Source organism: Bradyrhizobium sp. LTSP857 (genome assembly GCF_000938285.1).
Classification (GTDB): Bacteria; Pseudomonadota; Alphaproteobacteria; order Rhizobiales; family Xanthobacteraceae; genus Bradyrhizobium.
Genome location: NZ_JYMS01000049.1, coordinates 681358 through 707544 on the forward strand (window position 1 = coordinate 681358; position 26187 = coordinate 707544).

At 64.6% G+C, this 26187-nt stretch carries 21 protein-coding genes and 1 riboswitch; of the genes, 10 read left to right on the top strand and 11 right to left on the bottom strand.

What is annotated here, in order from left to right:
* Window positions 1-129: 129 nt before the first annotated feature.
* Window positions 130-453, top strand: a complete 324-nt coding sequence (locus UP06_RS36700) for a DUF1476 domain-containing protein (RefSeq protein WP_045008516.1) — start codon at window positions 130-132, stop codon at window positions 451-453.
* A 47-nt stretch (window positions 454-500) separates the two neighbouring features.
* On the opposite strand, the gene cynS is transcribed toward UP06_RS36700, so the two are convergent.
* The 4 genes from cynS to UP06_RS36720 all read right to left on the bottom strand — a co-directional run bounded on the left by cynS (window position 501) and on the right by UP06_RS36720 (window position 4339).
* Entirely contained in the window at window positions 501-983 is a 483-nt protein-coding gene (gene cynS / locus UP06_RS36705; protein ID WP_045008517.1) for a cyanase, read from the bottom strand.
* Between the two features lie 17 nt (window positions 984-1000).
* Window positions 1001-1924, bottom strand: a complete 924-nt coding sequence (locus tag UP06_RS36710) for an ABC transporter ATP-binding protein (protein WP_045008518.1) — start codon at window positions 1922-1924, stop codon at window positions 1001-1003.
* A 5-nt stretch (window positions 1925-1929) separates the two neighbouring features.
* Complete coding sequence (gene ntrB / locus UP06_RS36715; protein ID WP_045008519.1) at window positions 1930-2769, bottom strand: nitrate ABC transporter permease; 840 nt, start codon at window positions 2767-2769, stop codon at window positions 1930-1932.
* A 187-nt stretch (window positions 2770-2956) separates the two neighbouring features.
* Window positions 2957-4339, bottom strand: coding sequence for a CmpA/NrtA family ABC transporter substrate-binding protein (locus UP06_RS36720; protein WP_045008520.1), 1383 nt, complete (start codon window positions 4337-4339; stop codon window positions 2957-2959).
* A 160-nt stretch (window positions 4340-4499) separates the two neighbouring features.
* Between UP06_RS36720 and UP06_RS36725 the strand changes: the two genes are divergently transcribed.
* On the top strand, window positions 4500-6431 hold the full coding sequence (locus UP06_RS36725; RefSeq protein WP_045008521.1) for a sigma 54-interacting transcriptional regulator: 1932 nt from the start codon (window positions 4500-4502) through the stop codon (window positions 6429-6431).
* A 49-nt stretch (window positions 6432-6480) separates the two neighbouring features.
* On the opposite strand, the gene UP06_RS36730 is transcribed toward UP06_RS36725, so the two are convergent.
* From UP06_RS36730 to UP06_RS36740, 3 genes are read right to left on the bottom strand one after another with little or no spacing between them, the layout of a single operon-like run.
* Window positions 6481-7359 (bottom strand): sulfurtransferase, encoded by an 879-nt coding sequence (locus tag UP06_RS36730; RefSeq protein ID WP_045008522.1) that lies wholly within the window; start codon window positions 7357-7359, stop codon window positions 6481-6483.
* 51 nt (window positions 7360-7410) lie between these two features.
* Window positions 7411-8544 (bottom strand): acyl-CoA dehydrogenase family protein, encoded by a 1134-nt coding sequence (locus tag UP06_RS36735; RefSeq protein WP_045008834.1) that lies wholly within the window; start codon window positions 8542-8544, stop codon window positions 7411-7413.
* 37 nt (window positions 8545-8581) lie between these two features.
* On the bottom strand, window positions 8582-9124 hold the full coding sequence (locus UP06_RS36740) for an OsmC family protein (protein WP_045008523.1): 543 nt from the start codon (window positions 9122-9124) through the stop codon (window positions 8582-8584).
* A 247-nt stretch (window positions 9125-9371) separates the two neighbouring features.
* Between UP06_RS36740 and UP06_RS36745 the strand changes: the two genes are divergently transcribed.
* Window positions 9372-10040, top strand: coding sequence for a TetR/AcrR family transcriptional regulator (locus tag UP06_RS36745; protein ID WP_045008524.1), 669 nt, complete (start codon window positions 9372-9374; stop codon window positions 10038-10040).
* Window positions 10041-10230: 190 nt separating this feature from the next.
* Here UP06_RS36745 and UP06_RS36750 read toward each other — a convergent pair whose 3' ends face one another.
* Window positions 10231-11805, bottom strand: coding sequence for a bifunctional AfsR/SARP family transcriptional regulator/alpha/beta hydrolase (locus UP06_RS36750; RefSeq protein ID WP_045008525.1), 1575 nt, complete (start codon window positions 11803-11805; stop codon window positions 10231-10233).
* A gap of 206 nt (window positions 11806-12011) precedes the next feature.
* Between UP06_RS36750 and UP06_RS36755 the strand changes: the two genes are divergently transcribed.
* Complete coding sequence (locus UP06_RS36755; protein ID WP_045008526.1) at window positions 12012-12989, top strand: NADPH:quinone oxidoreductase family protein; 978 nt, start codon at window positions 12012-12014, stop codon at window positions 12987-12989.
* 34 nt (window positions 12990-13023) lie between these two features.
* A complete protein-coding gene (locus tag UP06_RS36760) occupies window positions 13024-13776 on the top strand; it encodes a hotdog family protein (protein WP_045008527.1) in 753 nt (250 codons plus the stop codon).
* A 114-nt stretch (window positions 13777-13890) separates the two neighbouring features.
* On the opposite strand, the gene UP06_RS36765 is transcribed toward UP06_RS36760, so the two are convergent.
* Window positions 13891-15087 (bottom strand): TrmJ/YjtD family RNA methyltransferase, encoded by a 1197-nt coding sequence (locus UP06_RS36765; protein WP_045008528.1) that lies wholly within the window; start codon window positions 15085-15087, stop codon window positions 13891-13893.
* A 338-nt stretch (window positions 15088-15425) separates the two neighbouring features.
* Between UP06_RS36765 and UP06_RS36770 the strand changes: the two genes are divergently transcribed.
* The gene (locus UP06_RS36770) at window positions 15426-16637 is read left to right on the top strand and encodes an NADP-dependent isocitrate dehydrogenase (protein WP_045008529.1); all 1212 of its coding nucleotides are present in this window, start codon (window positions 15426-15428) and stop codon (window positions 16635-16637) included.
* Window positions 16638-16735: 98 nt separating this feature from the next.
* Window positions 16736-17239 (top strand): DUF3455 domain-containing protein, encoded by a 504-nt coding sequence (locus tag UP06_RS36775; protein WP_045008530.1) that lies wholly within the window; start codon window positions 16736-16738, stop codon window positions 17237-17239.
* A 4-nt stretch (window positions 17240-17243) separates the two neighbouring features.
* Here the strand turns inward: UP06_RS36775 and UP06_RS36780 are convergent, their stop codons facing one another.
* On the bottom strand, window positions 17244-18470 hold the full coding sequence (locus UP06_RS36780) for a cyclic nucleotide-gated ion channel (RefSeq protein WP_045008531.1): 1227 nt from the start codon (window positions 18468-18470) through the stop codon (window positions 17244-17246).
* Window positions 18471-18476: 6 nt separating this feature from the next.
* Complete coding sequence (gene alaS, locus UP06_RS36785; protein WP_045008835.1) at window positions 18477-21155, bottom strand: alanine--tRNA ligase; 2679 nt, start codon at window positions 21153-21155, stop codon at window positions 18477-18479.
* Window positions 21156-21376: 221 nt separating this feature from the next.
* Window positions 21377-21465: riboswitch (glycine riboswitch) on the top strand.
* 141 nt (window positions 21466-21606) lie between these two features.
* On the opposite strand from alaS, the gene gcvT reads away from it, so the two are divergent.
* The 3 genes from gcvT to gcvP all read left to right on the top strand — a co-directional run bounded on the left by gcvT (window position 21607) and on the right by gcvP (window position 26167).
* Window positions 21607-22755 (top strand): glycine cleavage system aminomethyltransferase GcvT, encoded by a 1149-nt coding sequence (gene gcvT, locus UP06_RS36790; protein WP_045008532.1) that lies wholly within the window; start codon window positions 21607-21609, stop codon window positions 22753-22755.
* Window positions 22756-22767: 12 nt separating this feature from the next.
* Window positions 22768-23136, top strand: coding sequence for a glycine cleavage system protein GcvH (gene gcvH / locus UP06_RS36795; protein ID WP_045008533.1), 369 nt, complete (start codon window positions 22768-22770; stop codon window positions 23134-23136).
* Window positions 23137-23302: 166 nt separating this feature from the next.
* Window positions 23303-26167 (top strand): aminomethyl-transferring glycine dehydrogenase, encoded by a 2865-nt coding sequence (gene gcvP / locus UP06_RS36800; protein WP_045008836.1) that lies wholly within the window; start codon window positions 23303-23305, stop codon window positions 26165-26167.
* The last annotated feature ends 20 nt before the right edge of the window (window positions 26168-26187 follow it).

The window sequence follows — 26187 nt, forward strand, 5'->3', positions numbered from 1 at the left end:
GCCAACTTATACCACCTTGCCTGCGGCTTAACGGCTCGTTGTTTTGCCGATTCGTGCCCCCTATCTAGGCATGCACCGGGGTCGCCGCAACGCAGGCTCCGCTCCGTTCAGCAGGGGATTGGGACAGGCATGACCACGTTCGACAAGCGCGAGGAAGGCTTTGAGAAGAAGTTCGCCCTCGACGAGGAGCAGAAATTCAAGGCGGAAGCCCGCCGCAACCGGCTGCTCGGCCTGTGGGCGGCCGAAAAGCTCGGTATCACCGGCGACGCCGCCGCGGCCTACGCCAAAGAGGTCGTTGCGGCCGACTTCGAGGAGGCCGGCGATGGCGACGTCCTGCGCAAGGTCACGGCCGATTTCGCCGCCAAGAGCGTCGCGGTCACCGAGCAGGCGATTCGCGCCAAAATGAGCGAGCTGATTGCGGTGGCGGCGGCTGAAGTGAAGGCGGGGAAATAATGGGGAGTGGCGAATAGCGAATCGGGCCTATTCGCCATTCGCCCCAATCAGCCCTCCTTGAAGCCATACTCCGGCACGTTGCCGCTGGCGCCGTAATATTTGTACGGCAGGAACTTGCCAGACATCGTGATCTTGACGCGGTCGCCCTTCGGGTTCGGCAGGCGCTCCATCACCATGTCGAAGTCAATCGCCGACATGATGCCGTCGCCGTACTCTTCCTCGATCAACGCCTTCCACGCCGGGCCGTTAACCATGACCAGCTCGTAGAAGCGATAGATCAGGGGATCGGTCGGCGGCATCGGCATGCCGCGCATCGGCGTTTCGTTCAGCATGGTGGTCTCGGACTTCGACAGGCCGAACAGTTCAGCGGCGTTGGCGGCCTGCGGCTTCGTCAATTTCATCTGGCCGAGGATGGCGCCCACAATGAGCACCTCCGAGTAGCCGCCGATCTGCTCGCAGATGTGCTTCCAGCTCCAGCCCTTCTCGCGCTTGATGTCGAGCAGCTTTTCCGTGAGGTCTTCGCGTTTCATGTCAGGCTCTCCCTTTTTTAAGCAGTCAGTCCGGGATTGGTCCCGGGTATCCGTGTCTGTCGTTGCTCTTCGCCGCTGGATGCGATCGTCAGCCCGGGCTTGCCGATGTGCACGACTGGCACGTTGCGCGGATCGTGATCGGGCTTCTCGGCGGTGAATGTCTTGCTGCGCGTCACCAGGAAGTCGATGATGTGGTTGCGCAGCGCGTAGTAGAGCGGATGGCGGTGCAGATCGGTGCGGCCGCGATCCCTGGGCAGCGGGTTTTCGACGACTTCAGCCAGCACCGCGCCCGGGCCGTTGGTCATCAGAAAAATCTTGTCGGCAAGATAGATCGCCTCGTCCACGTCATGGGTGATCATGAACGCGGTCTGCCCGGTCTCCAGACAGATCCGCCGCACCTCGTCCTGAAGCGTGCCGCGCGTCAGCGCGTCCAGCGCCGAGAACGGCTCGTCCATCAGCATCATTTTCGGCGTGATCGAGAGTGCCCGCGCGATGCCGACGCGCTGCTTCATGCCGCCGGACAGCTCGGACGGTCGCTTGTGTTCGGAGCCGGTCAGGCCGACAAGATCAATGAAAGTCTGCGCATGCGCCTTGACCTTGGCGCGATCCCATTTGCGCCATTTCGAGCTGACGGCATAGCCGACATTGCCGAGCACGGTGCGCCAGGGCAACAGCGCGTGGCTCTGGAAGATCACGGCGCGATCGAGGCTGGTGCCTGAAATCGCCTGCCCGTCGACGATGACCGCGCCCTCGCTCGGCGCGTCGAGACCGGCGAGGATGTTGAGCACCGTGGTCTTGCCGCAGCCGGAATGACCGATCACGCAGCAGAACTCGCCGCGCGCCATCGACAGCCACAGATTCTCGAACACGGTGGTCGTGGCACCGCTCGCGCCCGGATAGCGCTTGGCGATGCCTTCGATGGAGATGAATTTGTTGGTCACGACATCTACTCCGGAAACGTGACCATGCGCGTGAAGCGCGCGAGGATCTGGTCGAGCAGCATGCCGACGATCCCGATCAGCAGGATCGCGATGATGACATTGGTGATCGAGAGATTGTTCCACTCGTTCCAGACGAAATAGCCGATGCCGGTGCCGCCGACGAGCATCTCGGCCGCGACGATCACCAGCCAAGCGATGCCGATGGAGATGCGCATGCCGGTCAGGATCGTCGGCGCGGCCGCAGGCAGGATCACGGTGAAGGCACGCCTGAGCGTGCCGACCTCCAGCGTGCGCGCCACGTTGATCCACTCCTTGCGCACGCTCGCCACCCCAAAGACGGTATTGAGCAGCATCGGCCAGATCGAGCAGATGAAGATCACGAAGATCGCGGAGATCGAGGAATCCTTGATGGTGTAGAGCGCAAGCGGCATCCACGCGAGCGGCGAGATCGGTTTCAGCACCTGGATGAAGGGATCGAGCGCCTTGCTGAGTAACGGCGACATGCCGATGAGAAAGCCCAGCGGAATGGCGACGAGCACGGCGAGCAAATAGCCGAGGCCGACACGCGCAATGGAATAGCCGAGCTGAATGCCGAGCCCCTTGTCGTTCGGCCCGTTGTCGTAGAACGGCCGCTTGAGGTGCTCCCACAGCTTTGCGCCGACATCGAGCGGCCCCGGCATGGCTGATTTGCCCTGCGTCGCGGTCAGGCCCATCAGCTTGGCGTATTCCGGACTCATGGCAGCGACCGGCGCGGTCGAGCGCGTGGCGAGATGCCAGATGCCGAGGAATGCGGCGAGCAGCGCGATCGAGACGAGGCCTGCGCGGAGACGGAGGGAGGATGTCATTGCGCAAGACCTCTCCACACGTCGTCCCGGCGAAGGCCGGGACCCATAACCCCAGGGAGACGTTTGGCGAAGACTCGTTGTTCGGTACCGCTGCCTTCCGCAATCGATAGATCACGCGGTATGGGTCCCGGCCCCCGTGCGCAACGCGCACTAGGCCGGGACGACAGCGGAGAGGCAGCACGGCCCCTCACGATGCCTTCCTGATCTTGAAGCTCGCCACGTAATCCTCCGGCTTCGCCGGATCGAAATTCTTGCCCATCACCGCAAACGACTTGTAGCTGCTCGCCGGTGGCGACAGGCCCATCTCGGTCATCAGCTTCCTGGTGTCCGTCGCGAGATACACCTGCTCGGCGACCGCCTTGTAGTCGACATCGCCCTTGATCTGACCCCAGCGCTTCATCTGCGTCAGCATCCACACCGCAAACGACTGCCAGGGGAACGGATCGAAATCGACACGCTTGGCGTCGGTCTTCACGCCGCCGAGACCGTCGGCATAAGTGCCGGTCAAGACCTGCTCCAGCACCGTGACCGGCGCGTTGATGTAATTGGCCGGCGCGATGGCTTCCGCAATCTGTTTGCGGTTCTCCGCCTTCGACGCGTAGGCCGTCGCATCGACGATGGCCCGCGTCAGCGCGGCAAAGCTGTTCGGCGCGGTCGTGATGAATTCGCGGCTCGCAGCAAAGCTACAGCAGGGATGACCGTCCCATATCTCCTTTGACAGCAAATGCATGAAGCCGACACCATCATAGATCGCGCGCTGGCAGATGTTGTCGGGCGCGAGGAAGCCGTCGATGTTGTCGGCGCGCAAATTCGCGACCATTTCCGGCGGCGGCACCGAGCGCAGCTGCACGTCGGTGTCGGGATCGATCCCGTGCTCGGCGAGATAATAACGCAGCAGATAATTGTGCATGGAGTAGTCGAACGGGATCGCGAATTTCAGGCCCTTCCAGTCCTTCGGATCGCGCTTGTCCTTGTGCTTCATGGCGAGCACGATGCCCTGCCCGTTGATGTTCTCGATCGCGGGGACCGAGAACGGAATCGCATTCGCACCAAGCCCGAGCGAGATCGCGATCGGCATCGGCGCCAGCATGTGGGCGGCGTCGTATTCCTTGTTGATGGTCTTGTCGCGGATCACCGCCCAGCCGGCGGTCTTGACCACTTCGACGTTGAGGCCGTGCTTGGCGTAGAACCCGAGCGGCGCCGCCATGATGATCGGCGTGGCGCAAGTGATCGGGATGAAGCCGACCTTGAGATCCTTCTTCTCGGGTGCGCCGGTCTCGGCGAACACTTCGGTTGCCGTTTTGATCGGAAAGAACTGCGACAGCGCGGCAAGTGCAGTCGACGCACCGACCGATCTGAGGAACGCGCGCCGCGCCGCGTCCTGCGGAAACATCGCGCGCATCACGGCAGACGCCACCACGCCCTCGTAACGCTTCTCCTCGCTCTCGACCGGCTCGCAACGCAGCGCTGAGGCGGCCTGCTCATGCTCCGCCGCTGAGCGATGCTCGCCACAGACACAACCGGCACGAAGGTTTCGGTCGGGATCAAACGGATTGTCGAATGTGGACATCGGACCTCCTGCGCGCCATTGCGGGGGTGAATTACGCAAGGAGCATGCCACCCCCTCAAGCACTGCCAGTGCCTTGATGACGCAGGGATTTCGGTCGCACTTGGTCACTACGAAAACTCGTGTTATACGAAAAATCGTAATCAAATTACGAGATCACGTAATGGCAACGACGCCAATGCTTAGCCCCGACGAGGTGGCCCAGGCCATCGACCCGCGGACCGCGGCCTTCGAATCGTCGGTCGAGGCAACGCTGCTGGTGGACCCCTATGGCGACCAGATCATCGACGCCAATCCGGCCGCCTGCACCCTGCTCGGCTACGACCGCGCTTTGTTGCGGCAGACCAGGGCCAGCACCCTTCACACCGGCCAGCTCCCGGCGCTGACCGTCTTCACCCAGGCCGTGCTGCACAAGGGCGCCTACTGGACCACGACGCTGACGCCGCGTCATGCCACCGGGCAGGATCTCAGGCTCGAATATGCCGGCTGCCTCGTACGTCACGACAATCGCGTGCTGGTGCTGCTGACCCTGACCGATCTCGAAGCGCGCCACCGGCGCAATGTGGATGCCGCCGCCGAAGACCACATGCGCGGCGGGATTTCGACCTGGCAGCGGGTCGAACGTGTCTTTCAGGACATCGAGCGCGAGAACCAGTTGATCCTGCGCGCCGCCGGCGAAGGCATCTACGGCGTGAACGCCGAGGGCAAGACCACCTTCGTGAACCCCGCGGCCGAGCGGATGCTGGGCTGGACCGCCGAGGAGCTCGTCGGCAAGGAAATTCACCCGATCGTGCACCATACCCATCACGACGGCAGCCACTATCCCGACCATGATTGCCCGATCTATGCGGCGTTCCGCGACGGCGCGGTGCATCAGGTCGACGGCGAAGTGTTTTGGCGCAAGGACGGCTCGCCGGCCTGGGTCGAGTACACTTCGACGCCGATCCGCGACCGCGGCGTGGTGGTCGGCGCCGTCGTGGTGTTTCGCGACGTCAGCCAGCGGCGCGAGGCCGACGAGAAGCTGCACGCCGCCCTCGCCGAGGTCGACCGCCTGCGCGAGCGGCTCGAGCTCGAAAACGCCTATCTCCAGGAAGAAATCCGCATCGAGACCAATCCCCGCGGCATCATCGGCCAGAGCCAGGCGATCCAGAAGACGCTGCGCCAGGTCAAGCTGGTGGCGCCGGCCACCGCGGCCGTGATGATCACCGGCGAATCCGGCACCGGCAAGGAGCTGATCGCACGCGCCATCCATGAAGCCTCCGGCCGCAGCGACCGGCCGCTGATCCGCGTCAACTGTGCCGCGATCCCGCGCGAGCTGTTCGAGAGCGAGTTCTTCGGCCATGTCCGCGGCGCCTTCACGGGTGCGACGCGTGACCGCATCGGCCGGTTCGAGCTCGCCGATGGCGGCACGCTGTTTCTCGATGAGGTCGGCGAAATCCCGCTCGAATTGCAGGGCAAGCTGCTGCGCGTCCTCCAGGAAGGTGATTTCGAGCGGGTCGGCCAGGAACGCACGCGCGCGGTCGACGTCCGCGTCATCGCTGCGACCAATCGCGATTTGAAGCAGGAAGTGCAGCGCGGGCGTTTTCGCGAGGACCTCTATTTCCGCCTCAACGTGTTCCCGATCGAGACGGTGCCGCTGCGCGAACGGCGGGAGGACATTCCGCTGCTGGCCCAGCACTTCCTGACCCGCGAGAGCAAGGCGCTGAAGTCGAACCTGCGCCTGTCGGAGGGCGATGCGCGGCGGCTCACCCGCTACGACTGGCCTGGCAATGTCCGCGAATTGCAGAACGTGATCGAGCGCGCCGCGATCCTGTCGCAGAACGGCCGCTTGCGGATCGACCTGCCCGATCCCTCCGGAGCGCAAGCTCCGACCGGCGCGGCACGTCAGAAGGCCGATGCGCGGCCTTCGGTCATGACCTCGTCGGAGATGCGCGACCACGAGCGGACGAACATTCTCGCTGCACTCGAAGCGTGCGCAGGAAAAGTCTTCGGCCCCGGCGGCGCGGCGGAAATGCTTGATATCAAGCCGACCACGTTGGCTTCGCGGATCAAGGCGCTGGGCATCGCGCCTCGTCCGCGTGCGTTCGGCTCATGACGATTGAGGTCTGATCCGAATGCACCGGATCAGACCCCGCGTAGCAATCTCACGCCGCCTTGGTCGTAACCTCCGACGCAATCGGCAGGCCCTGCTCGATCGGCAGCGACGGATCGCGCGACCATTCGTTCCAGGAACCGAAATACATCCGCACGTCCTTCACGCCCGCGTTCTTCAGCGCCAGGAAGGTGTTCGAGGCGCGCGCCCCCTTGAAGCAGTAGAGATAGACCGGCGTGGTCGTCGAGATGCCGACGGTGGCGCATTCCGCCAAAATCTCGTCCTTGGACTTGAAGCGCGGGCCTTCGGCGGTCGGCTTCATCATGCGGTACCATTCCAGCCAGACGGCGCCGGGGATGCGGCCCTTGCGGGGGCAGAAATCCTTGCCGTAGGGCGACGAGCTGTCACCGATCCACTCGTCGACATCGCGCACGTCGAGGATGGCGATGCCGGGCTTGCCGACGGCGCCAAGCATGGTCTTCGCATCGATCAGGATCTCGCCGGCCTCAGGCACGATCGAGAACGAGGCTTTTGCGGGCGCCGGAACGTCCTTCGTCACGGGGAAGCCTGCGGCCGACCACGCGTCGAAGCCGCCATGCAGCACCTTCACCTTGGGATAACCGAGCATGGTGAGAAGGTAGTAGCCGCGGCAGGATTGGCCGAAGCCGGAATTCATCGACTGTTCGTAGATCACAGCCGTCTCCTTGCCGGAAAGACCGGCGCCGCCGAAGGCGTCAGCGAATTTCGTCTTGAGCTCGGCCATGCCTTCTGGCGTGGAGGTCGCCAGAAAGGTGAAAATCTCATGCACGTTGACGGCATTGGGCAGATGCCCGGCGGCGTAGGCGTCGGGGTTGCGGGTGTCGACGATGACACACGGTTCGGTTTTCAAGAGATCGGCAAGTTCGACGGCAGTAATCAGGACGTCAGTCATGGCAGCCTCTCCGTTGAGGTTGGGGGTCTTCGGGGGTGGGCACGTAAAAAATCAGGCGTCGGCGAGCATCTTGCGCAACTGCTTGGTTGCGGGCGTAACGATCGCGACGAAATAGGCCTCGCGCAGACGCCGCTGCACGCGGTGACTTTTGAGATAGCCGCGCGCGCCACAATGCAGCATCGCCGCATGCGCCGCCGCGACGCTGGCTTCACCCGCGCGAAGCCTGAGCGCGATCACCTTGCGCCAGTAGGTCTCCTCTTCGTTGTAGGGATCGCGCGCCAGCGCCATGGTTTCCGCCTCGAGTTCGGCGGCGAGATCGCGGAAATGCACGGGCTGTTGCGGCAGATAGCGGTTGATGTGACCGAGGGAGCCGTCGACCTCGTCCATGATGTTGATGCAGTCCCGGATCAGGCCGAGCGCCATGCCGGCCTGGAGCAGGATGAATCCGGCACGGATTCTCTTGACGAAGGGTGCCGCGGGGTCGGCGAGGATCAGCTCATCCGGCACGAAGACGTCGCGGAACTGCACGCCGTAGGTGCCGGTGCCGTCCATGGCGAGGAACGGCTTGCACGGCGTCAGCGTGATCGCGGGATCGGCGCAGTCGGCCAGGAACATCACGGTGCCGGGCTCGCCGCTTGCGATGCCCGGTTCGTCCTCGCGCTCGAAGATGGTGCCGAAGTAGTGGTCGGGGCCGAGATTGGAGACCCAGGGCAGTGCGCCGCGGACGACGTAGCCGCCATCGACCTTGCGTCCCTTCAGCTTGAGCTTCTCGATGCCGAAAAAGCTCTTCATCGGGTTCGAAAGCCCGGTACCACCGAGCACTCGGCCGGTCGAGAAGGCATCGCCGAAGCGTTTGGCGAGCTTCATATTGGTCGAGTTGGCGGCGTACCAGACCAGCGTGTTCTGGCACCACGCCATGAAGGCGGTGGCGCCGCAGATCTCACCGATCGCCGCCATCGCCTGGATGGCGCAACGCAAATCGGCTGGCCCTTCGTGCGGCATGTGACTGCCCCAGGCGCCGACCGTGCCGAATGCACGCAATATTTCGGCCGGATAGACCGAGCCGGCATCGATGCCGGCGGCGAGCGGCGCCAGCTGCTCGCGCGATATCCGCGCCACCTCATCCGCAATGGACGGTGCGGGCTGATCTAAAGCTTCGACCCGCGATAATGCCAGTGAACCCATGATCGTCTCCCGCACCTTTTCCATTGCCGCTGGCAGCTCAGATGCCGACCTCGAGATTGACCGGGCGGGTGAAGGTGTTGGCGACCGGCGACCATTGCTTCACATGGGCGACCAGCGCGTTGATCTCGTCCTGCGAGACGCCCTCGCACTCCATGTCGACCTTGACGCGCACGTCAGTGAAACCGACCGGCTTGTCCGAGGTGTCGCCGGTGCCCCAGACCGCGGTGATGTTGAGGTCGCCTTCGAGCTCGAGCTCGAGCTTGTTGACGATCCAGCCGCGATGCACGGCGTTGGCATGTAGGCCGACCGCGAGGCAGGAGCCGAGCGCGGCGAGCGAGGCTTCCGACGGATTGGGCGCGGTGTCGTCACCCAGAAGGCCCGGCGGCTCGTCGACGATGTAGGGCGGCAGATTGCGGATGTAGTTTGCGTGACGGAACTTGCCCTCCGCGACCGTCTTGCATTTCAAGGTCTTGATGACCTTCGGATTGGCCTTGCCGTTGGCGATCAGTTGCTCGAGCCCATTCTTGTCGATGGGCGCGAGGCAACCCGTCAGCACTGTTTTTTGAACGACGGCAGTCATCAGTTTTCTCCCTGGCAGCCGAGGAAATCGGCAGTGTACCGAACGGTCTGTTTCCTTGCATGGAGCGTGCCAGAGGCGGCCAAAATCAAAATGCGAAGCATTGGAGCCGCTTAGCGATGGCTGCCTGCGGATTGGTCAGCCGCCTCCTGCTCAAAGGCGGAGCAGATGTGCTTTCTCCTGCGAATCTTTTCAGCGCGGAACAGATGCGGCTTGCTGATGCGGCGCGGCTGCGGGTAAGTTTGGACTCATGGCCAAGCCCTCATCGAACAAGACGTCATCGAAGACGAAATCCAGTTCGCCGCACGCCGGCGCCGGCGAAGACGAGTCCGCGCGCGGGCGCCTGCTCAACGCGGCGACGCATCTGTTCTGCAAGAACGGCATCAACGCCACCGGCATCGATGCGATCATCGAGGAAGCCGGCACCGCGAAGACCACGCTCTACAAGCTGTTCGGCTCCAAGACCAACCTCGTCAACGCGGTGCTGGAGAGCGAAGGCAAGCAGTGGCGCGAATGGTTCATCGGCGCCATGGAAGCAGGCGGCGGCGACGCGCAGACCAAACTCACGCGCATCTTCCCCGCGCTGAAGAGCTGGTTCGCCGAAGAGCGCTTCTACGGCTGCCCCTTCATCAATGCAGTCGGCGAGCACGACAAGGACGCCAAGCAATTCCGCAACATCGCGATGAAGCACAAGAAGATCGTGCTCGGCCACATCGAGAAGCTCGCCGGCGAGCTGGGTTCGGCGGAGCCCCTGGTGCTCGCGCATCAGCTCGGGTTGTTGATCGACGGCGCGATCGTGGCCGCGATGGTGTCGCGCGATCCGGGTGTGGCCGATACGGCCGCGCTCACGGCGGGACCCTTGCTCAGGCAGTCAAAGGCGAAGAAGAAGCGCGCGGCGGACCAGCTCGAAGCGGTGTGATCGCTCCGTCCTCACGGCGTAGCCCGCATGAGCGCAGCGACATGCGGGACTTTTCCCCGGATATCGCTGCGCTCATCCGGGCTACGAAGATCTCGTAGGGTGGGCAAAGGCGCAAAGCGCCGTGCCCACCATTCATTTCTACCTCAGTTGATCGATCGAAGATTGGTGGGCACGCTTCGCTTTGCCCACCCTACGAGGTGCGCCCCGCCTTCCGATCTCGCTGCAATGCGCCAGTGAATCGCTCGATCGCCTCGAGCACCGGTCGCTGATCGCCTGCAAAGAACCAATGATCATTGCCATCGAACTCGACAAATTGAGCACCAGTGATCCGGCTCGCGACATCGCGGCCGGCCGCGATACGCACGGCCTGGTCGTCCCGCCGGTGCAGCACCAGCGTCGGCACGGTTATTTGCGGCAGAAGGTGTCGCACGTCGGCGTCGCGAAACGCCTCGAGCACGGCCCAAACGCCGCCCGGACTGGAGGCCGCGCGCAGCACCCCGGCCCACCAAGCCCTTGCCTGGGGATCACCGGCAAGGCTCGGCGCGAAAGTTTCGATCCCGGCGGGGCTACCCCATTGCGCGATGAGTTGCTGGCGCCAAGCGTCATACTGGCTTGCGCGCAACGCGTGCGGATAGTCCGGTGCCCAACAGCCCTTTGCCAACGCGCCGAACAGAATGAGGCCGGTCGTGAGTCGGGGTTCATCGACCGCAAACCGGATGCAGGCCGGTCCGCATTCAGATGCGCCAAACAGCACGACGCGACGTGCGCCCGCTGCCCGCAGCACGGTGCGAATATCCTCTGCGGTGACATCAATACCCGGCGCTGATCCAACCCGGTCGGACAGCCCGATACCGCGACGATCGAACATGATGAGTCGCCCGAGCCTCATCAATGAAGTCAGGAATGCCCGGTTCGCGGGATTCTCCCAGGCGCGTTCCACATGCGACACGAAGCCGGGCATGACCAGGATATCGAGCGGGCCGCTTCCATAGGTCTGATAAGCCAAGTGCACACCGGCGCCTTGGACGTAGCGCGTTGTCGGAAGGGCGGCGAGCAATGAAGCCGCACCGGGGTCCATGAGGGCCTCGGTCTCAGCTTCCGGCGCGACCCCAAGCTCGTCGCGCAACCGTTGTGTCAGTGCTGCGAGGTGCCGTTCTGCCGCGCTTCGGTCGCCGGCCAGCAGCAGGCTGCGGATCAGATGTCGGCCATACACCTCGCTCAACGGATCGAGTTCGACCAGACGTCCCGCATGCGCGGTCGCTGCAAAGTGGTCGCCGGCGGTAGTCTTGTCCTGCACGAGACGCTCCAGCGCGTGCATGAGCCGTCCCCGCAGCGCTTCCCGGCGAAAGAACGCCCAATCGTCGAATTCGCGACAGTCGGCGAGAGCGAAGCCGGCGAGGAAGTCGCCGCTATAAATCGAGCAGGCTTCCTCAAAGTCGCCGCGGTCGCAGGCGCTTTCGAACAGATGCGTATCGACGCTGAGCTCGACCTCCGGAGACCATCGCAGGCTGGTGCGGTCGGTCTCGAAAACCGGCTGACCCAGCGCCAGCTCGACGCGATGAAGCAGACGCCGCAATCGCGCGAGGCCGGTCTCGCGGTCAGTCTCGGGCCACAGCAACGTGGCAATGACGTCCCGCGCGACGGCGCCTTTGGCCTCGGCGAGATAGATCAGCAGCGCAAGACCCTTGCGCAGGTTCAGCTTGATCGGGCGGTCGTCGGCGACAATCTCCGGGAATCCCATCGTCCGGAGCGAGAAGGCGGCCATGACATTGTCCCTCCCTGTCGGCATCCCCAGAGGACGCGCAGGGGACGGTCCAGCGATAACAGTCAGGCCCGATCGAGCCCGATCGCCAGCGAGCGGTTCAGGTTGTTGTATGCGGCGCCGTCACCGCCGGCACCATAAGGGAAAATAGCCATGTTCGCACGTGTGTCGCTACGCATTTCCTGCTGCCGCGAAATGGGAACACCACAATGAGAGCGGTTCTATGCAGTTCGTTCACCGGGCCGGGCGACCTGCGCATCGGCGAGATCGATGAACCGAAGCCCGCCGTCGACGAGATTCTCGTCGACATCCATGCAGCCTCCGTCAGTTTCATGGATCAGTTGCTGGTCTCTGGCCTCTACCAGATGCGCCCACAGACGCCCTTCGTGCCCGGCACGGAAGCGGCTGGAATCGTCGTCGCGGTTGGCGACAAGGTCACGAAATTTCGTCCCGGCGATCGCGTGGCGTGCAGCAGCTGGACCGGCGGCTACGCCGAACGGATGATCGCCAAGGAATCGAAGAGCGTGCGGCTGCCGGACGGCGTTGCGTTCGAGACCGCGGCGACGGTCCTGCACAATTATGGCACGGCCTATTATGCGCTGGTCGAGCGGGCACGGGCGCAACGCGGCGAAACCGTTTTTGTCACCGGCGCTGCCGGCGGGGTCGGACTCGCCGCCGTCGACCTCGGCCGCCATCTGGGCTTGCGCGTCGTCGCCGGTGTCGGCTCTGATGACAAGGCTGCCGTGGTGCGCGATTATGGGAGCTGCGATGTCATCAACTATCGGACCGAAGATCTGCGCGCGCGGATCAAGTCGATCACCGGCGGGGATGGCATCGATGTCGGCTTTGACAATATCGGCGGCGCGATTTTCGAGCAGATGGCCCGGCTGATGAAGTGGGGCGGCCGGCTGATGCCGATCGGCTTTACCAGCGGCGAGATACCGTCGGTCCCGATGAACCTGCCGTTGCTGAAGAACTATTCCATCGTCGGCGTCTTTGCCGGAGCTTGGGCGGAGAAATTCCCCGAAGAGGCCGCGCAGGTGAATGACATGCTGATGCAATTGCTGGCCGAAGGGAAGATCCGCCCGCACATCGATCGCGTCCTGCCATTGGAGCAGGTCGGGGACGCCATGCGCGCGGTGGCCGATCGGACGGTTCAGGGAAGAATTGTCCTCAAGATAAAGTAAAGTCCACCGGTGACGGCGAGAAAGGAACGGACCCATGACACCGATCATCATCGACAAGCGCTATTGCGGTCCCCCGAACTCCGGCAACGGCGGCTATGTCTGCGGCCGGCTGGCCATGCACATTCCCGGCGGCGCGGAGGTGACGCTGCGCGCACCGCCGCCCCTGGAGAAGCCGCTCGATACGATCGCGACCGCCGACGGCACATGGGAGCTTCGCGATGGCGCTACGGTTGTCGCAACCGGGCGACCGGCAAGTGTTGAACTTGCGCGCCTGGAGAAAGCCAGCTTCGAAGAAGCCTGCGCCGCCGAATTGCTGACGCCGGTCAAGCCGCACGAGCATCCCCTGCCGACATGTTTCGTGTGCGGTCCCGCAAGGGCGAAAGGAGACGGCCTGCGCATCTTCGCCGGACCGCTCGGGCGTCATGCGCAGAAGCCGGCTCTTGCAGCGAGCTGGACACCGGATCCAAATCTGGCCGCGGAGGATGGCCTGGTCGCCCCCGAATTCCTCTGGTCGGCGCTCGATTGCCCCACCGGCTATGCCTGCAACTATAATCAGGCGAGCGACAGCTTCGACCAGGCGCCGCTCCTGCTGGGACGAATGTCGGCACGGATCGAAGCACGGCCGCGCCCCGGCGAACGCTGCGTCATCACAGCTTGGCCAACCGGCCGCGACGGCCGTAAACGAACGGCCGAAGCTGCGGCGCATAATGAAGCCGGGATGTTGCTGGCCGTCGCCCGAACGACATGGATTGCGGTCGATCGCGACGTGCAGCTAGGTCGCGGGTGATTAACTGGATCTCGTAGGGTGGGCAAAGGCGCGAAGCGCCGTGCCCACCATTTCTACCTCAGTTGATCGATCGAAGAATGGTGGGCACGCTCCGCTTTGCCCACCCTACGAGACTTACGCGCTCTGCTCGATCATCTCCTGCAGCCGCACCAGCTCCGCCTCCAGATCCCGCTCGACATCCGCAGCGCGCATCTCGATCACCCGATAATCCCGCGCCTCCAGCCACGTCCGCCGCGCCGCACGATCGGCCGCGATGGTCTCGCCCTCGCCCGGATTGACCAGCTCGATCGCGATCCGATGCGGGAACGAGACGAAATCCGGGATGTGCCGGCCGACCGGGGTCTGACGTTTGAACCCTCCGGCGAAGCGGCGGTCGCGGGTCAGCGCCTGCCAAAGCAGGCGCTCGGCGTCGGTCGGGTTGCGGCGGAGCAGGCGCGCGAGCCCGCGCACCGTAGAGCCGCTGTCGGGCGCGCCGGCCTGGCCGTGCTCGGCCAGCAGCGCGCGCAGCCGCGTGGCCTGTTCGCCGTCGAGCACGCCGCCCTTGGCCGGGCCTTTGCGTCCCTCGGCGATCGCCATCACCACCCCGTGCAGGGTGTGCATGTCCTGCTTGGTCGGGTCCATGCGGGTAAAGATGTTGCGCAAATTCACCAGCATGGTGTCGCGCTTCTCGGCCGGCCGCAGGAATTCGACCTTGTCGAGCTCGCGGATCAAATTGTCGAAGAAGGCCTGGATCTGGTGTTGCGAAGCGCGCTCGGACCGCTCCGGCATGGCGTGCGGCAGCTCGCCGGAGGTCGCCCGCTTGAACCATTCATAGCCGACCAGCAACACGGCCTGGGCGAGGTTGAGCGAGGCAAAGCCCGGATTGACCGGGAAGGTGATGATGCGGTTGGAGAGCCCGACCTCCTCGTTGGTCAGGCCCCAGCGCTCCCGGCCGAACAGGATGCCGGCCTTGCCGCCGGTCGCGACGTGACCTGATATCTCGGCGGCGGCGGCTTCCGGCCCCACCACCGGCTTGGCCTGGTCATGGGGACGGGCGGTGGTGGCGAACAGCAGGTCGAGGTCGGCGACCGCCTGCTCGACCGTGTCGAACAATTCGACCCCTTCCAGAATGTGATCGGCGCCGGCCGCGGCACGCTGGGCGGCGATGTTGGGCCAGCCGTCGCGGGGATTGACGATCCGCAAGGCGTGAAGCGCAAAATTACCCATGGCGCGCGCGGCCATGCCGATGTTCTCGCCAAGCTGCGGCTCGACCAGGATCACGATGGGACCGTCGAGGGCGAGGCCCGCCTTGCTCTTGTCAGTCCCCGACATCTCGTTTCGCTTTCACGCTGCCTCTCCAAGGCCTTGGAGAGACGCTCTCAGGAATTGATTCAAAGCGGGCCCCGGGGGCCGCTCCTCGCTCGCCTGTCGTTTGCCTGTCCTGACGAAATTCTCAAGGGAAATAACGGGTTGGATTCGACTTTTGAATCTCGCCTGTAACTTCAGGGCTGCCCCTGCGGCAGGGCGGCTCCCCGCCCCCCATCTGTGGAAGCTGGATGAGCTAAAAGTGCATAATCCCTTGGCTTTCGCCCGCCGCGTCCCGGTGCTAGGAGGGGGCGGATATTCCCGTGGCGCGCCAAAAGCGCCGTTCCCAAGAGGCTTCCCCGATCATGGCAAAAATCAAGGTGTCCAACCCTGTCGTCGAACTCGACGGCGACGAGATGACCCGGATCATCTGGCAGTACATCAAGGACAAGCTGATCACCCCGTTCCTTGACGTCGAGCTGCTCTATTTCGACCTGGGGATGGAATACCGCGACCAGACCAACGATCAGGTGACCATCGACGCCGCCGAAGCCATCAAGAAGGTCGGCGTCGGCGTCAAGTGCGCCACCATCACCCCGGACGAGGCCCGGGTGAAGGAGTTCAACCTCAAGCAGATGTGGAAGTCGCCGAACGGCACCATCCGCAACATCCTCGGCGGCGTGATCTTCCGCGAGCCGATCATCTGCAAGAACGTACCGCGCCTGGTTCCCGGCTGGAGCAAGCCGATCATCATCGGCCGCCACGCCTATGGCGACCAGTACCGCGCCACCGACATCAAGTTCCCGGGCAAGGGCACGCTGTCGATGAAGTTCGTCGGCGAGGACGGCACCGTGATCGAGAGGGAGGTGTTCAAGACCCCGGGCGCCGGCGTCGCCATGCAGATGTACAATCTCGACGATTCCATCATCGACTTCGCCCGCGCCTCGCTCAACTACGGCCTGCTGCGCAACTACCCGGTCTATCTCTCGACCAAGAACACGATTCTCAAGGTCTATGACGGCCGCTTCAAGGACATCTTCCAGGACATCTACGACCGCGAATTCAAGAAGGAATTCGAGGCCAAGGGCCTGACCTACGAGCACCGCCTGATCGACGACATGGTGGCCTCGGCGCTGAAATGGTCCGGCGGCTATGTCTGGGCCTGCAAGAACTACGACGGCGACGTGCAGTCCGACACGGTCGCGCAGGGCTACGGCTCGCTCGGCCTGATGACCTCGGTCCTCCTCACCCCCGACGGCAAGACGGTGGAAGCCGAAGCCGCTCACGGCACCGTGACCCGCCACTACCGCGAGCACCAGAAGGGCAAGGAGACCTCGACCAACTCGATCGCGTCGATCTTCGCCTGGACCCGCGGCCTGTCGCACCGCGCCAAGCTCGACAACAATGCGGAGCTCGCCAAGTTCGCGAACACGCTGGAGAAGGTCTGCGTCGACACCGTCGAGGAAGGCCACATGACCAAGGACCTCGCGCTGCTGGTCGGCGCCGACCAGCGCTGGCTGTCGACCACCGGCTTCCTCGACAAGGTCGCCGAGAACCTCACGAAAGCGTTGGCGTAAGCCTGCGCATTATTTTCGCCTGACCGGGGTTAGACATCATGATGGGCCGCGCCCAAGCGCGGCCCATTCGTTTTGATATCATTGCGTGGAGACCGCCCATGTCCATCATCAAGTTCGCCGTCCCCTGCCTGCTGCTCGCAGCCATGATTGGACCAGCCGGGGCCGCGGAGCCGCTGCCCGCCGCCATCGCCGCCCCCGGCGAGACCGTCGTGCTCAGCGTCCATGCCGAGGGCGCGCAGGTCTATGACTGCAAGGCCGGCACCGACGGCAAGCTCGCCTGGGCTTTTCGCGAACCGATCGCCACGCTGCTTGCCGAGGGCAAGACGGTCGGCCGGCACTATGCCGGGCCGAACTGGGAGCTTGCTGACAGCAGCGCCGTGGTTGGCAAGGCCATCGGCAATGCGCCGGGCGCAACGGCCGCCGATATCCCCTGGCTCAAGCTGGAGGTCGCCTCCCGCCGCGGCAGCGGCGTGCTGACGCCGGTCACCACCGTCCAGCGCATCAACACCCATGGCGGCAAGCTCGACGGCGCATGCGACAAGGCCGGCGAGTTCAAAAGCGCGCCCTACTCGGCCGACTACATTTTCCTGAAGAAGGGCTGACCGCTCAGCGGTCGGTGCCCTCGCGCTCGGCTTGCGTCAGCTCTGCCGCCGCCAGATCGCCGGTCTCTGCCAACCGGGCTTTCGCGGTCTGGTGGACGTGGGCGGCCAGCGTCGGCATGCGCGCGATCAGGGCGTGAAAGTCCTGGGCGTCGAGCAGCAGCAGACGGGTCTTGCGCGTCGCGGTGACGGTGCCGCTGCGTTTGGTTTTGTGCAGCAGCGCGATCTCGCCGAAAAAGGTGCCGTCGGCGAGCCGCACCTGCTGGCTCGGCAGCGCGATCTCGACCTCGCCGGCGGTGATGAAATACATCGACGAGGCGGCATCGCCGCGCCGGACTAGGACCTCGCCCTGCTCGATGGTGCGGGCCCGGAGCAGCCGCATGATGTCGGCGATCTCCGCTGCCGAAAGATGCGAGAACAGCGGCACCCGCGCCAGCATGCCCCAGGTCACGACGAAGTCGCGCCGCTTCAACTCCTCGGCAAAGGCGGTGGAGATGATCGCGACCGGCAGCGCGATCATGGCGAAGCCGCTGATGATCGCAAAGACCGAGACGAATTTTCCGAGCGCAGTCACCGGCACGACGTCGCCATAGCCGACGGTGCCGAGCGTCACGATCGCCCACCACATCGCGTCCGGAATGGTGCCAAGCTTGCTGGGCTGCACGTCGCGCTCGATCGCATAGAGCAGTGAGGCGAAGGTCAGCACCACGCCGGTCAGGATGACGACGCAGCCGATCAGCGCGCGCCGCTCGGCATGGACGGCTGCGAGCAGCGAACGCATCGCGGGCGAATAGCGGATCAGCTTGAAGAACGGCAGCACGCCGAGCGCGGCGAGCGTCGCGTGGCGGCCGGTGGCCAGCACGATCGCTGCCGGAAGGAACGCCAGGAGATCGATGATGCCGAGCGCGGAGAAGGCATAGGAGAGCCGGTCGGCGAGCGCGGACGCCTTGCGCGGCGTGTGGCCCGCCACCGTCCACAGACGCGCGGCATATTCCAGCGCGAAGATGACGATGGAAACAATCGTGATGGCCGAGAACAGCACGTCGAATCGCGCATCCAGCTCCGGCACCGAAGCCAGGATCATCGCAGCAACGTCGAGCACGATGACGCTGATAATCACCTGGATGAAGCGCGATCCCACTGAGTACGCCAGCGGATCGTGCTCCAGCAATTCGTACAGGCGATCCCTTAAGTTGGGATCGCGCAAGCCACGTCCTCGCGGAGCGGGGCCCACGACGGTCTACGCGCCTGCCATCGCTTTTTCGATCGCGGTCAACGCCTCGGACGCCTTGGCCCCATCCGGGCCGCCAGCCTGAGCCATGTCGGGCCGGCCGCCGCCGCCCTTGCCGCCGAGCGCTTCGGAGGCGACGCGCACCAGGTTGACAGCATTGAATCGCGAGACGAGGTCGGCGGTCACACCAACCACGACACCGGCCTTGCCGTCCTCGGTGACGCCAATGATGGCGACCACGCCGGAGCCGATCTGCTTCTTGCCGTCGTCCGCAAGGCTCTTGAGATCCTTCATCTCGATGCCCTCGACCGCGCGCGCCATCAGCTTGACGTCGCCGATCTCGCGCACGCCCGCGGCTGCGCCATCGCCAGCAGACGCGCCGCCGCCCATCGCCAGCTTCTTGCGGGCGTCGGACAGCTCGCGCTCGAGCTTCTTGCGCTCGTCCATCAGCGCAGCGATGCGCGCCGGGACGTCGTCGATCGAGGTGCGCAGCTCGTTCGCCGCAGTCTTCGCCAGTGCCATGGTGTCGTTGGCATGCTTGCGCGCGTAATTGCCGGTCAGTGCCTCGATACGGCGCACGCCGGAGGCGACCGCACTCTCGCCGGTCAGCGTGATCAGGCCGATATCGCCGGTGCGCCTGACATGCGTGCCGCCGCAGAGCTCGACCGACCAGCCGAGCGCGTTGACGCCGCGCTCGCGCGCGGTACGGCCCATCGAGACGACGCGAACCTCGTCGCCATATTTCTCGCCGAACAGGGCGCGCGCTCCCGCTTCGCGGGCCTCATCGACGCCCATGACGCGGGTCGTGACTTCTTCGTTCTCCAGCACCACGTCGTTGGCGATGTCCTCGACGCGGGCAAGCTCCTCCGCGGTGATCGGCTTCGGATGTACGAAGTCGAAACGCAGGCGATCCGGCGCGACCATCGAGCCGCGCTGGGCGATGTGATCGCCGAGTACCTGGCGCAGCGCTTCATGAATGAGATGCGTCGCGGAGTGATGGGCGCGGATCGAGGAGCGACGTCGATGATCGACTTCGAGCGCGAGCGCGGTGCCGAGCTTCAGCTCGCCGCTCTCCAATGTGCCGACGTGAACGAAGAGATCGCCGAGCTTCTTCTGCGTGTCGGTAACGCGGAACTTGATGCCGCCCTCGCCTGTCAGTACGCCGGTATCGCCGACCTGGCCGCCGGACTCCGCATAGAACGGCGTCTGGTTCAGCAGCAGCGCGCCGCTCTCCCCGGCCTTGAGGCTGTCGATTTCCTTGCCGTCCTTCACTAGCGCCGAGACCACGCCTTCGGCGCTCTCGGTCTCGTAGCCCAAAAATTCAGTGGCCCCGAGCTTTTCGCGCAGCGGAAACCAGATCGCCTCGGAAGCCGCCTCGCCAGAGCCAGCCCAGGACGCGCGCGCCTTGGTCTTCTGACGTTCCATGGCGTCGGTGAAGGAGGCCTGATCGACGCTGATGCCGCGCGACTTCAGCGCGTCCTGCGTCAGATCGAGCGGGAAGCCGTAAGTATCATACAGCGTGAAGGCGACGTCGCCGTCGAACATGTCGCCCTTCTTCAAGGAGGCCGACCTCTCGTCGAGGATCGCAAGGCCGCGCGTCAGCGTCTTGCGGAAGCGGGTCTCTTCCAGCCGCACCGTTTCCTCGATCAGATTTTCCGCGCGCATCAGCTCGGGATAGGCTTGGCCCATCTCGCGCACCAGCGCCCACACGAGGCGATGCATCAGCGGGTCTTTCGCACCTAACAGCTGCGCATGGCGCATCGCGCGGCGCATGATCCGGCGCAGCACATAGCCGCGGCCTTCGTTCGAGGGCAGCACGCCGTCGGAGACGAGGAAGGCCGAGGAGCGCAGATGGTCGGCGATGACGCGGAACGAGGCGACGGTCTGCTCGTTCGGCCCGGTGCCCAGCGCCGACGCGGTCGCATCGATCAAATGGCGGAACAGATCGGTCTCGAACACGCTGTCGACGCCCTGCATGATGCTGGCCATGCGCTCGAGGCCCATGCCGGTGTCGATCGAGGGACGCGGCAGATCCACGCGCTCCTCTTTCGTCACCTGCTCGTACTGCATGAACACGAGATTCCAGAATTCGAGGAAGCGGTCGCCGTCCTCTTCCGGCGAGCCCGGAGGTCCGCCCCAGATGTGCTCGCCGCGATCGATGAAGATCTCCGAGCACGGGCCGCACGGACCGGTGTCGCCCATCGCCCAGAAATTGTCCGAGGTCGGGATGCGGATGATGCGGTCGTCGGAGAAGCCGGCGATCTTCTTCCAGAGGGAGGCCGCCTCGTCGTCGGTGTGGTAGACGGTGACGAGCAGCTTGTCCTTCTTGAGCCCGTATTCCTTCGTGATCAGCGTCCAGGCCAGCTCGATCGCGCGCTCCTTGAAATAGTCGCCGAACGAGAAGTTGCCGAGCATCTCGAAGAAGGTGAGATGGCGCGCGGTGTAGCCGACATTGTCGAGGTCGTTGTGCTTGCCGCCGGCGCGCACGCATTTCTGCGAGGTGGTGGCGCGCTGATAGGGCCGCTTCTCGACGCCGGTGAAGACGTTCTTGAACTGCACCATGCCGGCATTGGTGAACATCAAGGTCGGGTCGTTGCGCGGCACCAATGGCGAGGACGACACGATCTCGTGGCCGTTCTCGGCAAAGAAGTTCAGAAAGGTCGACCTGATCTCGTTGACGCCGCTCATGTTCATCCAATCGGGTGTGCTTGGGCCCGCTATACGCCATCCAAACCGCAAGTTTGGGCTGATATCTGCGGACAGAAGCGCTTTTAGACAAGGCCAGCTTCGCTGTCCAGAAACTGTGCAGAGAGATCAGAGGGTTGCCGCAGGCGCGCAATCCCGTTGAAAGCCGCTAGCTGCGCGTTGACAGGCTTGGCCGGGCTGTGGTCTTTACCCATCTGTATCGTACGGCCACGTCGGGAGAGACCGGCACTGGTGCCGGCGCCGAAGGAGCAACCGCCCCGGAAACTCTCAGGCAAAAGGACCGCGTGGCTTTGACAGCATCTGGAAAGAGGCGCCGACGGGCATAGCCCGGACAGCGTCCGCCGACGGGATAATACTCTCAGGCACAGCGACAGATGGGGCTTCGGGTGGTGTCCGCGGGGAATTGTCCTCGGGAACCGCCGAGGGCCCTGTGATGCTTTCGCGCGACGACCAAGATTCCCTCAAGACGACGCCCCTTCACGGGCTGCATGTGTCCCTCGGCGGCAAGATGGTGCCGTTCGCGGGCTATGACATGCCCGTGCAATATCCCGCCGGTGTGCTGAAGGAGCACCTCCATACCCGCAGCCAAGCCGGCTTGTTCGACGTCTCCCATATGGGCCAGATCGCGCTCAGGCCAAAGTCAGGCAAGGTCGAGGATGCCGCCCGCGCGCTGGAGCGGCTGGTGCCTCAGGACATCGTCGCGGTTGCGCCGGGGCGACAGCGCTACGCCCAGTTCACCAATGCGGACGGCGGAATTCTGGACGATCTGATGGTCGCCAATTTCGGCGATCATCTGTTCCTGGTGGTCAACGCCGCCTGCAAGGAAGAGGACGAGGCGCATCTGCGCGCGAATCTCCCCGACGACTGCATCATCGATTCGCTGACCGAGCGCGCGCTGATCGCGCTTCAGGGCCCGAGGGCGGACTCGGTGCTGGCGAAATTGTGTGCAGAGGCGCCCGCCATGAAGTTCATGGACGCCGGCCCGCACAAGGTCGCAGGCATCGACTGCTTCGTTTCGCGCTCCGGCTACACCGGCGAGGACGGGTTCGAGATCTCGGTTCCCGCCGGCGATGCCGAGCGCCTCGCCAAAACGCTGCTGGACAATCCTGACGTCATGCCGATCGGGCTCGGCGCCCGCGACAGCCTGCGACTGGAAGGCGGGCTCTGCCTCTACGGCCATGACATCGACACCGCCACCACACCGGTCGAGGCCGCGCTGGAATGGTCGGTGCAGAAGAGCCGCCGCACGGGCGGTGCACGCGCCGGCGGTTTTCCCGGCGCGGAAAAGATTCTGGCGCATTTCGACCAGGGCGCAAGCCGCCGCCGCGTCGGCCTGCGCACCGAGGGCCGCGCGCCGGTGCGCGAGGGCGCGCTGCTGTTTGCAGATAGCGCCGGCGGCGAGCCGATCGGAAAGGTCACATCGGGCGGCTTCGGCCCAAGCCTGAATGCGCCGGTCGCGATGGGCTACGTGCCCACGCAACTCAGCGCACTCGGCACAAATCTCTTCGCCGAGGTGCGCGGCCAGCGTCTGCCGCTCACGGTCGCCGCCATGCCTTTCGTGAAAAATACCTACAAACGCTGAGGACTTAAGAAAATGACCACGACGCTGTACACCTCCGACCACGAATGGCTGGCCATCGACGGCGATGTCGCCACCGTCGGGATCACCGACTACGCGCAGTCGCAGCTCGGCGACGTCGTGTTCGTCGAACTGCCCAAGGTCGGCCGCACATTGAAGAAGGCCGAAGCCGCCGCCGTCGTGGAATCGGTGAAGGCTGCCTCCGACGTCTACGCACCGATCTCCGGCGAAGTGCTCGATGTCAACGACGCACTCGGCAGTGAGCCGGCGCTGGTCAATTCGGATGCGCAAGGCAAGGCCTGGTTCTTCAAGATCAAGATTGCCGACAAGAGCGAGCTCGGCGGCCTCATGGATGAAGCCGCTTACAAGGCACACACGGCGTGAGGATTATGAGCCGAGCCGCCACCCCGTACTCACTGTCATCGCCCGCGAAGGCGGGCGATCCAGTACGCCGCGGCCCTTCGGTTCAATCACGAACGCCTGCGAATACTGGATGCCCCGCCTTCGCGGGGCATGACGGCGACGACGACATCTAAAGCGAGGACCCATGATGACCGCGCACCGCAAATCCAACGGCGACACCACCACTTTCGTTCGCCGCCATATCGGCCCCTCCGCGCGTGACGTGACCGCGATGCTGGAAACCGTTGGCGCCAAGAGCGTCGACGCGCTGATGGCGGAGACGCTGCCGGCCTCGATCCGGCAGGCCGCGCCGCTCGATCTCGGCAAGCCCTTGAGCGAGACCGAGGCGATCGCGCATATGGCCGAGCTGGCGCGCGACAATCAGGTCTTCACCTCGCTGATCGGCCAAGGCTATTCCGGCACGATTTTGCCCGCGGTGATCCAGCGCAACATTTTGGAGAGCCCGGCCTGGTACACGGCCTATACGCCCTATCAGCCCGAGATCAGCCAGGGCCGGCTGGAGGCGCTGCTCAACTTCCAGACCATGATCTGCGACCTCTCCGGGCTCGATGTCGCCAATGCCTCGCTGCTTGATGAGGCGACTGCTGCGGCCGAAGCCATGGCGCTCGCCGAACGGCACTCGAAGGTCGACGCAAAGGCCTTCTTCGTCGACAAGGACGTGCATCCGCAGACGCTGGCGGTGATGCGTACCCGCGCGGAACCCCTGGGCTGGACGCTGATCGTCGGCGATCCCCTCACCGATCTCGACAAGGCCGACGTGCTGGGTGCGCTGCTGCAATATCCCGGCAGTTCGGGCGCCGTGCGCGACCTCAGGCCTGCGATCACAGCACTGAAGGCCAAGGGCGCACTCGCGATCATGGCCGCCGATCTCCTGGCACTGACACTGCTCGCCTCACCCGGCGAGCTCGGGGCCGACATCGCGATCGGCTCGGCGCAGCGTTTTGGCGTGCCGATGGGCTATGGCGGGCCGCACGCGGCCTACATGGCGGTGCGCGATGCGCTCAAGCGCTCGCTGCCCGGCCGCATCGTCGGCCTCTCCGTGGATTCGCGCGGCGCGCCTGCCTATCGCCTCGCGCTCCAGACCCGCGAGCAGCACATCCGCCGCGAGAAGGCGACCTCCAACATCTGCACCGCGCAGGTGCTGCTCGCCGTGATCGCCTCGATGTATGCGGTCTATCACGGCCCCGAAGGGCTGGCGCAGATCGCGCGGACCGTGCATCGCCGCGCCGCCGTGCTCGTAGCCGGCCTGCGCAAGCTCGACTTCGCGCCGCAAGCCGAAAGCTTCTTCGACACGGTGACGGTCGATGCCGGCGCGAAGCGTGCGGAGATCGTCGCGCGCGCCGTCGCTGAAAAGATCAATCTCGGTGTCGGCGACAGCACCTTGCGCATCGCGCTCGACGAGACCACGACGCCCGCAACCGTCGAGGCGGTCTGGCGCGCGTTTGGCGGCAAGCTCACTTACGCCGAGTTAGATGCGACCACGCGCGAGGCACTGCCGGAGGCCTTGAAGCGCGCGACCGCTTTCCTCACCCATCCGGTGTTCCACGCGCATCGCTCGGAGACCGAGATACTGCGCTACATGCGCAAGCTCAGCGATCGCGACCTCGCGCTCGACCGCGCCATGATTCCGCTCGGCTCCTGCACCATGAAGCTGAACGCGACCACCGAGATGATGCCGCTGACCTGGCCGGAATTCGGCTCCCTGCACCCGTTCGCCCCGCGCGAGCAGGCGAAGGGCTATCACGCGCTGTTCGCGCGTTTGGAGAAATGGCTGTGCGACATCACCGGCTATGACGCGATCTCGCTCCAGCCGAATTCGGGCGCGCAGGGCGAATATGCCGGCTTGCTCGCAATCCGCGGCTATCATGCCGCGCGCGGAGAGGCGCATCGCAAGATCTGCCTGATCCCCTCCTCCGCCCACGGCACCAACCCGGCCTCGGCCGCGATGGTCGGCATGGACGTTGTGGTGGTCGCCTGCGAAAAGAACGGCGACGTCGACGTCAATGATCTCCGCGCCAAGGCCGAGAAGCATTCGGCCAATCTCGCCGCGGTCATGATCACCTATCCCTCGACGCATGGCGTCTTCGAGGAGCATATCCGCGAGATCTGCGACATCGTCCATGGCCATGGTGGCCAGGTCTATCTCGACGGCGCCAACCTCAACGCGCAGGTCGGCCTGTCCAGGCCCGGCGATTACGGCGCTGACGTCAGCCATCTCAATCTGCACAAGACCTTCTGCATCCCGCATGGCGGCGGCGGCCCCGGCATGGGCCCGATCGGCGTCAAGGCGCATCTCGCGCCGTTCCTCCCCGGTCATCCTGCGACGCAGGCTGACGCAGCGGTCGGCCCGGTCTCGGCCGCGCCGTTCGGCTCGGCGTCGATCCTGACCATCTCATACATCTACATCCTGATGATGGGCGGCGAAGGTCTGAAGCGCGCCACCGAGATCGCGATCCTCAACGCCAACTACATCGCAGCCAGGCTCGATGCGCACTTCCCGGTGCTCTACAAGAACGAGAAAGGCCGCGTCGCGCATGAATGCATCGTCGACCCGCGTCCGCTGAAGACAACAAGCGGCGTCACCGTCGACGACATCGCAAAGCGCCTGATCGACTACGGCTTCCACGCGCCCACCATGAGCTTTCCGGTGCCGGGCACGCTGATGATCGAGCCGACCGAATCGGAATCCAAAGCGGAGCTGGATCGGTTCTGCGATGCCATGATCGCAATCCGGAAAGAAATCGCCGAGGTCGAGGCCGGCCGCTTTGAGATCGCTGCCTCGCCCTTGCGGCACGCTCCGCATACGGTGCACGACATCGCGGACGATAACTGGACCCGCGCCTACACCCGCGCCGAAGGCTGCTTCCCCGCGGGCAGCTCGCGCACCGACAAATACTGGTGCCCGGTCGGCCGCGTCGACAACGTCTATGGCGACCGCAACCTGGTGTGCTCCTGCCCGCCGGTGAGCGATTACGCGGAAGCCGCGGAGTAAGACGCGACGGAGGTTTCGTA

Excerpts from the sequence above, each read along its gene's own strand:
- UP06_RS36700 (WP_045008516.1), top strand. The coding sequence starts at position 130 with ATGACCACGTTCGACAAGCGCGAGGAAGGCTTTGAGAAGAAGTTCGCC.
- cynS (WP_045008517.1), bottom strand. The coding sequence starts at position 983 with ATGAAACGCGAAGACCTCACGGAAAAGCTGCTCGACATCAAGCGCGAG.
- ntrB (WP_045008519.1), bottom strand. The coding sequence starts at position 2,769 with ATGACATCCTCCCTCCGTCTCCGCGCAGGCCTCGTCTCGATCGCGCTG.
- UP06_RS36720 (WP_045008520.1), bottom strand. The coding sequence starts at position 4,339 with ATGTCCACATTCGACAATCCGTTTGATCCCGACCGAAACCTTCGTGCC.
- UP06_RS36725 (WP_045008521.1), top strand. The coding sequence starts at position 4,500 with ATGGCAACGACGCCAATGCTTAGCCCCGACGAGGTGGCCCAGGCCATC.
- UP06_RS36730 (WP_045008522.1), bottom strand. The coding sequence starts at position 7,359 with ATGACTGACGTCCTGATTACTGCCGTCGAACTTGCCGATCTCTTGAAA.
- UP06_RS36735 (WP_045008834.1), bottom strand. The coding sequence starts at position 8,544 with ATGGGTTCACTGGCATTATCGCGGGTCGAAGCTTTAGATCAGCCCGCA.
- UP06_RS36740 (WP_045008523.1), bottom strand. The coding sequence starts at position 9,124 with ATGACTGCCGTCGTTCAAAAAACAGTGCTGACGGGTTGCCTCGCGCCC.
- UP06_RS36745 (WP_045008524.1), top strand. The coding sequence starts at position 9,372 with ATGGCCAAGCCCTCATCGAACAAGACGTCATCGAAGACGAAATCCAGT.
- UP06_RS36750 (WP_045008525.1), bottom strand. The coding sequence starts at position 11,805 with ATGGCCGCCTTCTCGCTCCGGACGATGGGATTCCCGGAGATTGTCGCC.
- UP06_RS36755 (WP_045008526.1), top strand. The coding sequence starts at position 12,012 with ATGAGAGCGGTTCTATGCAGTTCGTTCACCGGGCCGGGCGACCTGCGC.
- UP06_RS36760 (WP_045008527.1), top strand. The coding sequence starts at position 13,024 with ATGACACCGATCATCATCGACAAGCGCTATTGCGGTCCCCCGAACTCC.
- UP06_RS36765 (WP_045008528.1), bottom strand. The coding sequence starts at position 15,087 with ATGTCGGGGACTGACAAGAGCAAGGCGGGCCTCGCCCTCGACGGTCCC.
- UP06_RS36770 (WP_045008529.1), top strand. The coding sequence starts at position 15,426 with ATGGCAAAAATCAAGGTGTCCAACCCTGTCGTCGAACTCGACGGCGAC.
- UP06_RS36775 (WP_045008530.1), top strand. The coding sequence starts at position 16,736 with ATGTCCATCATCAAGTTCGCCGTCCCCTGCCTGCTGCTCGCAGCCATG.
- alaS (WP_045008835.1), bottom strand. The coding sequence starts at position 21,155 with ATGAGCGGCGTCAACGAGATCAGGTCGACCTTTCTGAACTTCTTTGCC.
- gcvT (WP_045008532.1), top strand. The coding sequence starts at position 21,607 with ATGCTTTCGCGCGACGACCAAGATTCCCTCAAGACGACGCCCCTTCAC.
- gcvH (WP_045008533.1), top strand. The coding sequence starts at position 22,768 with ATGACCACGACGCTGTACACCTCCGACCACGAATGGCTGGCCATCGAC.
- gcvP (WP_045008836.1), top strand. The coding sequence starts at position 23,303 with ATGACCGCGCACCGCAAATCCAACGGCGACACCACCACTTTCGTTCGC.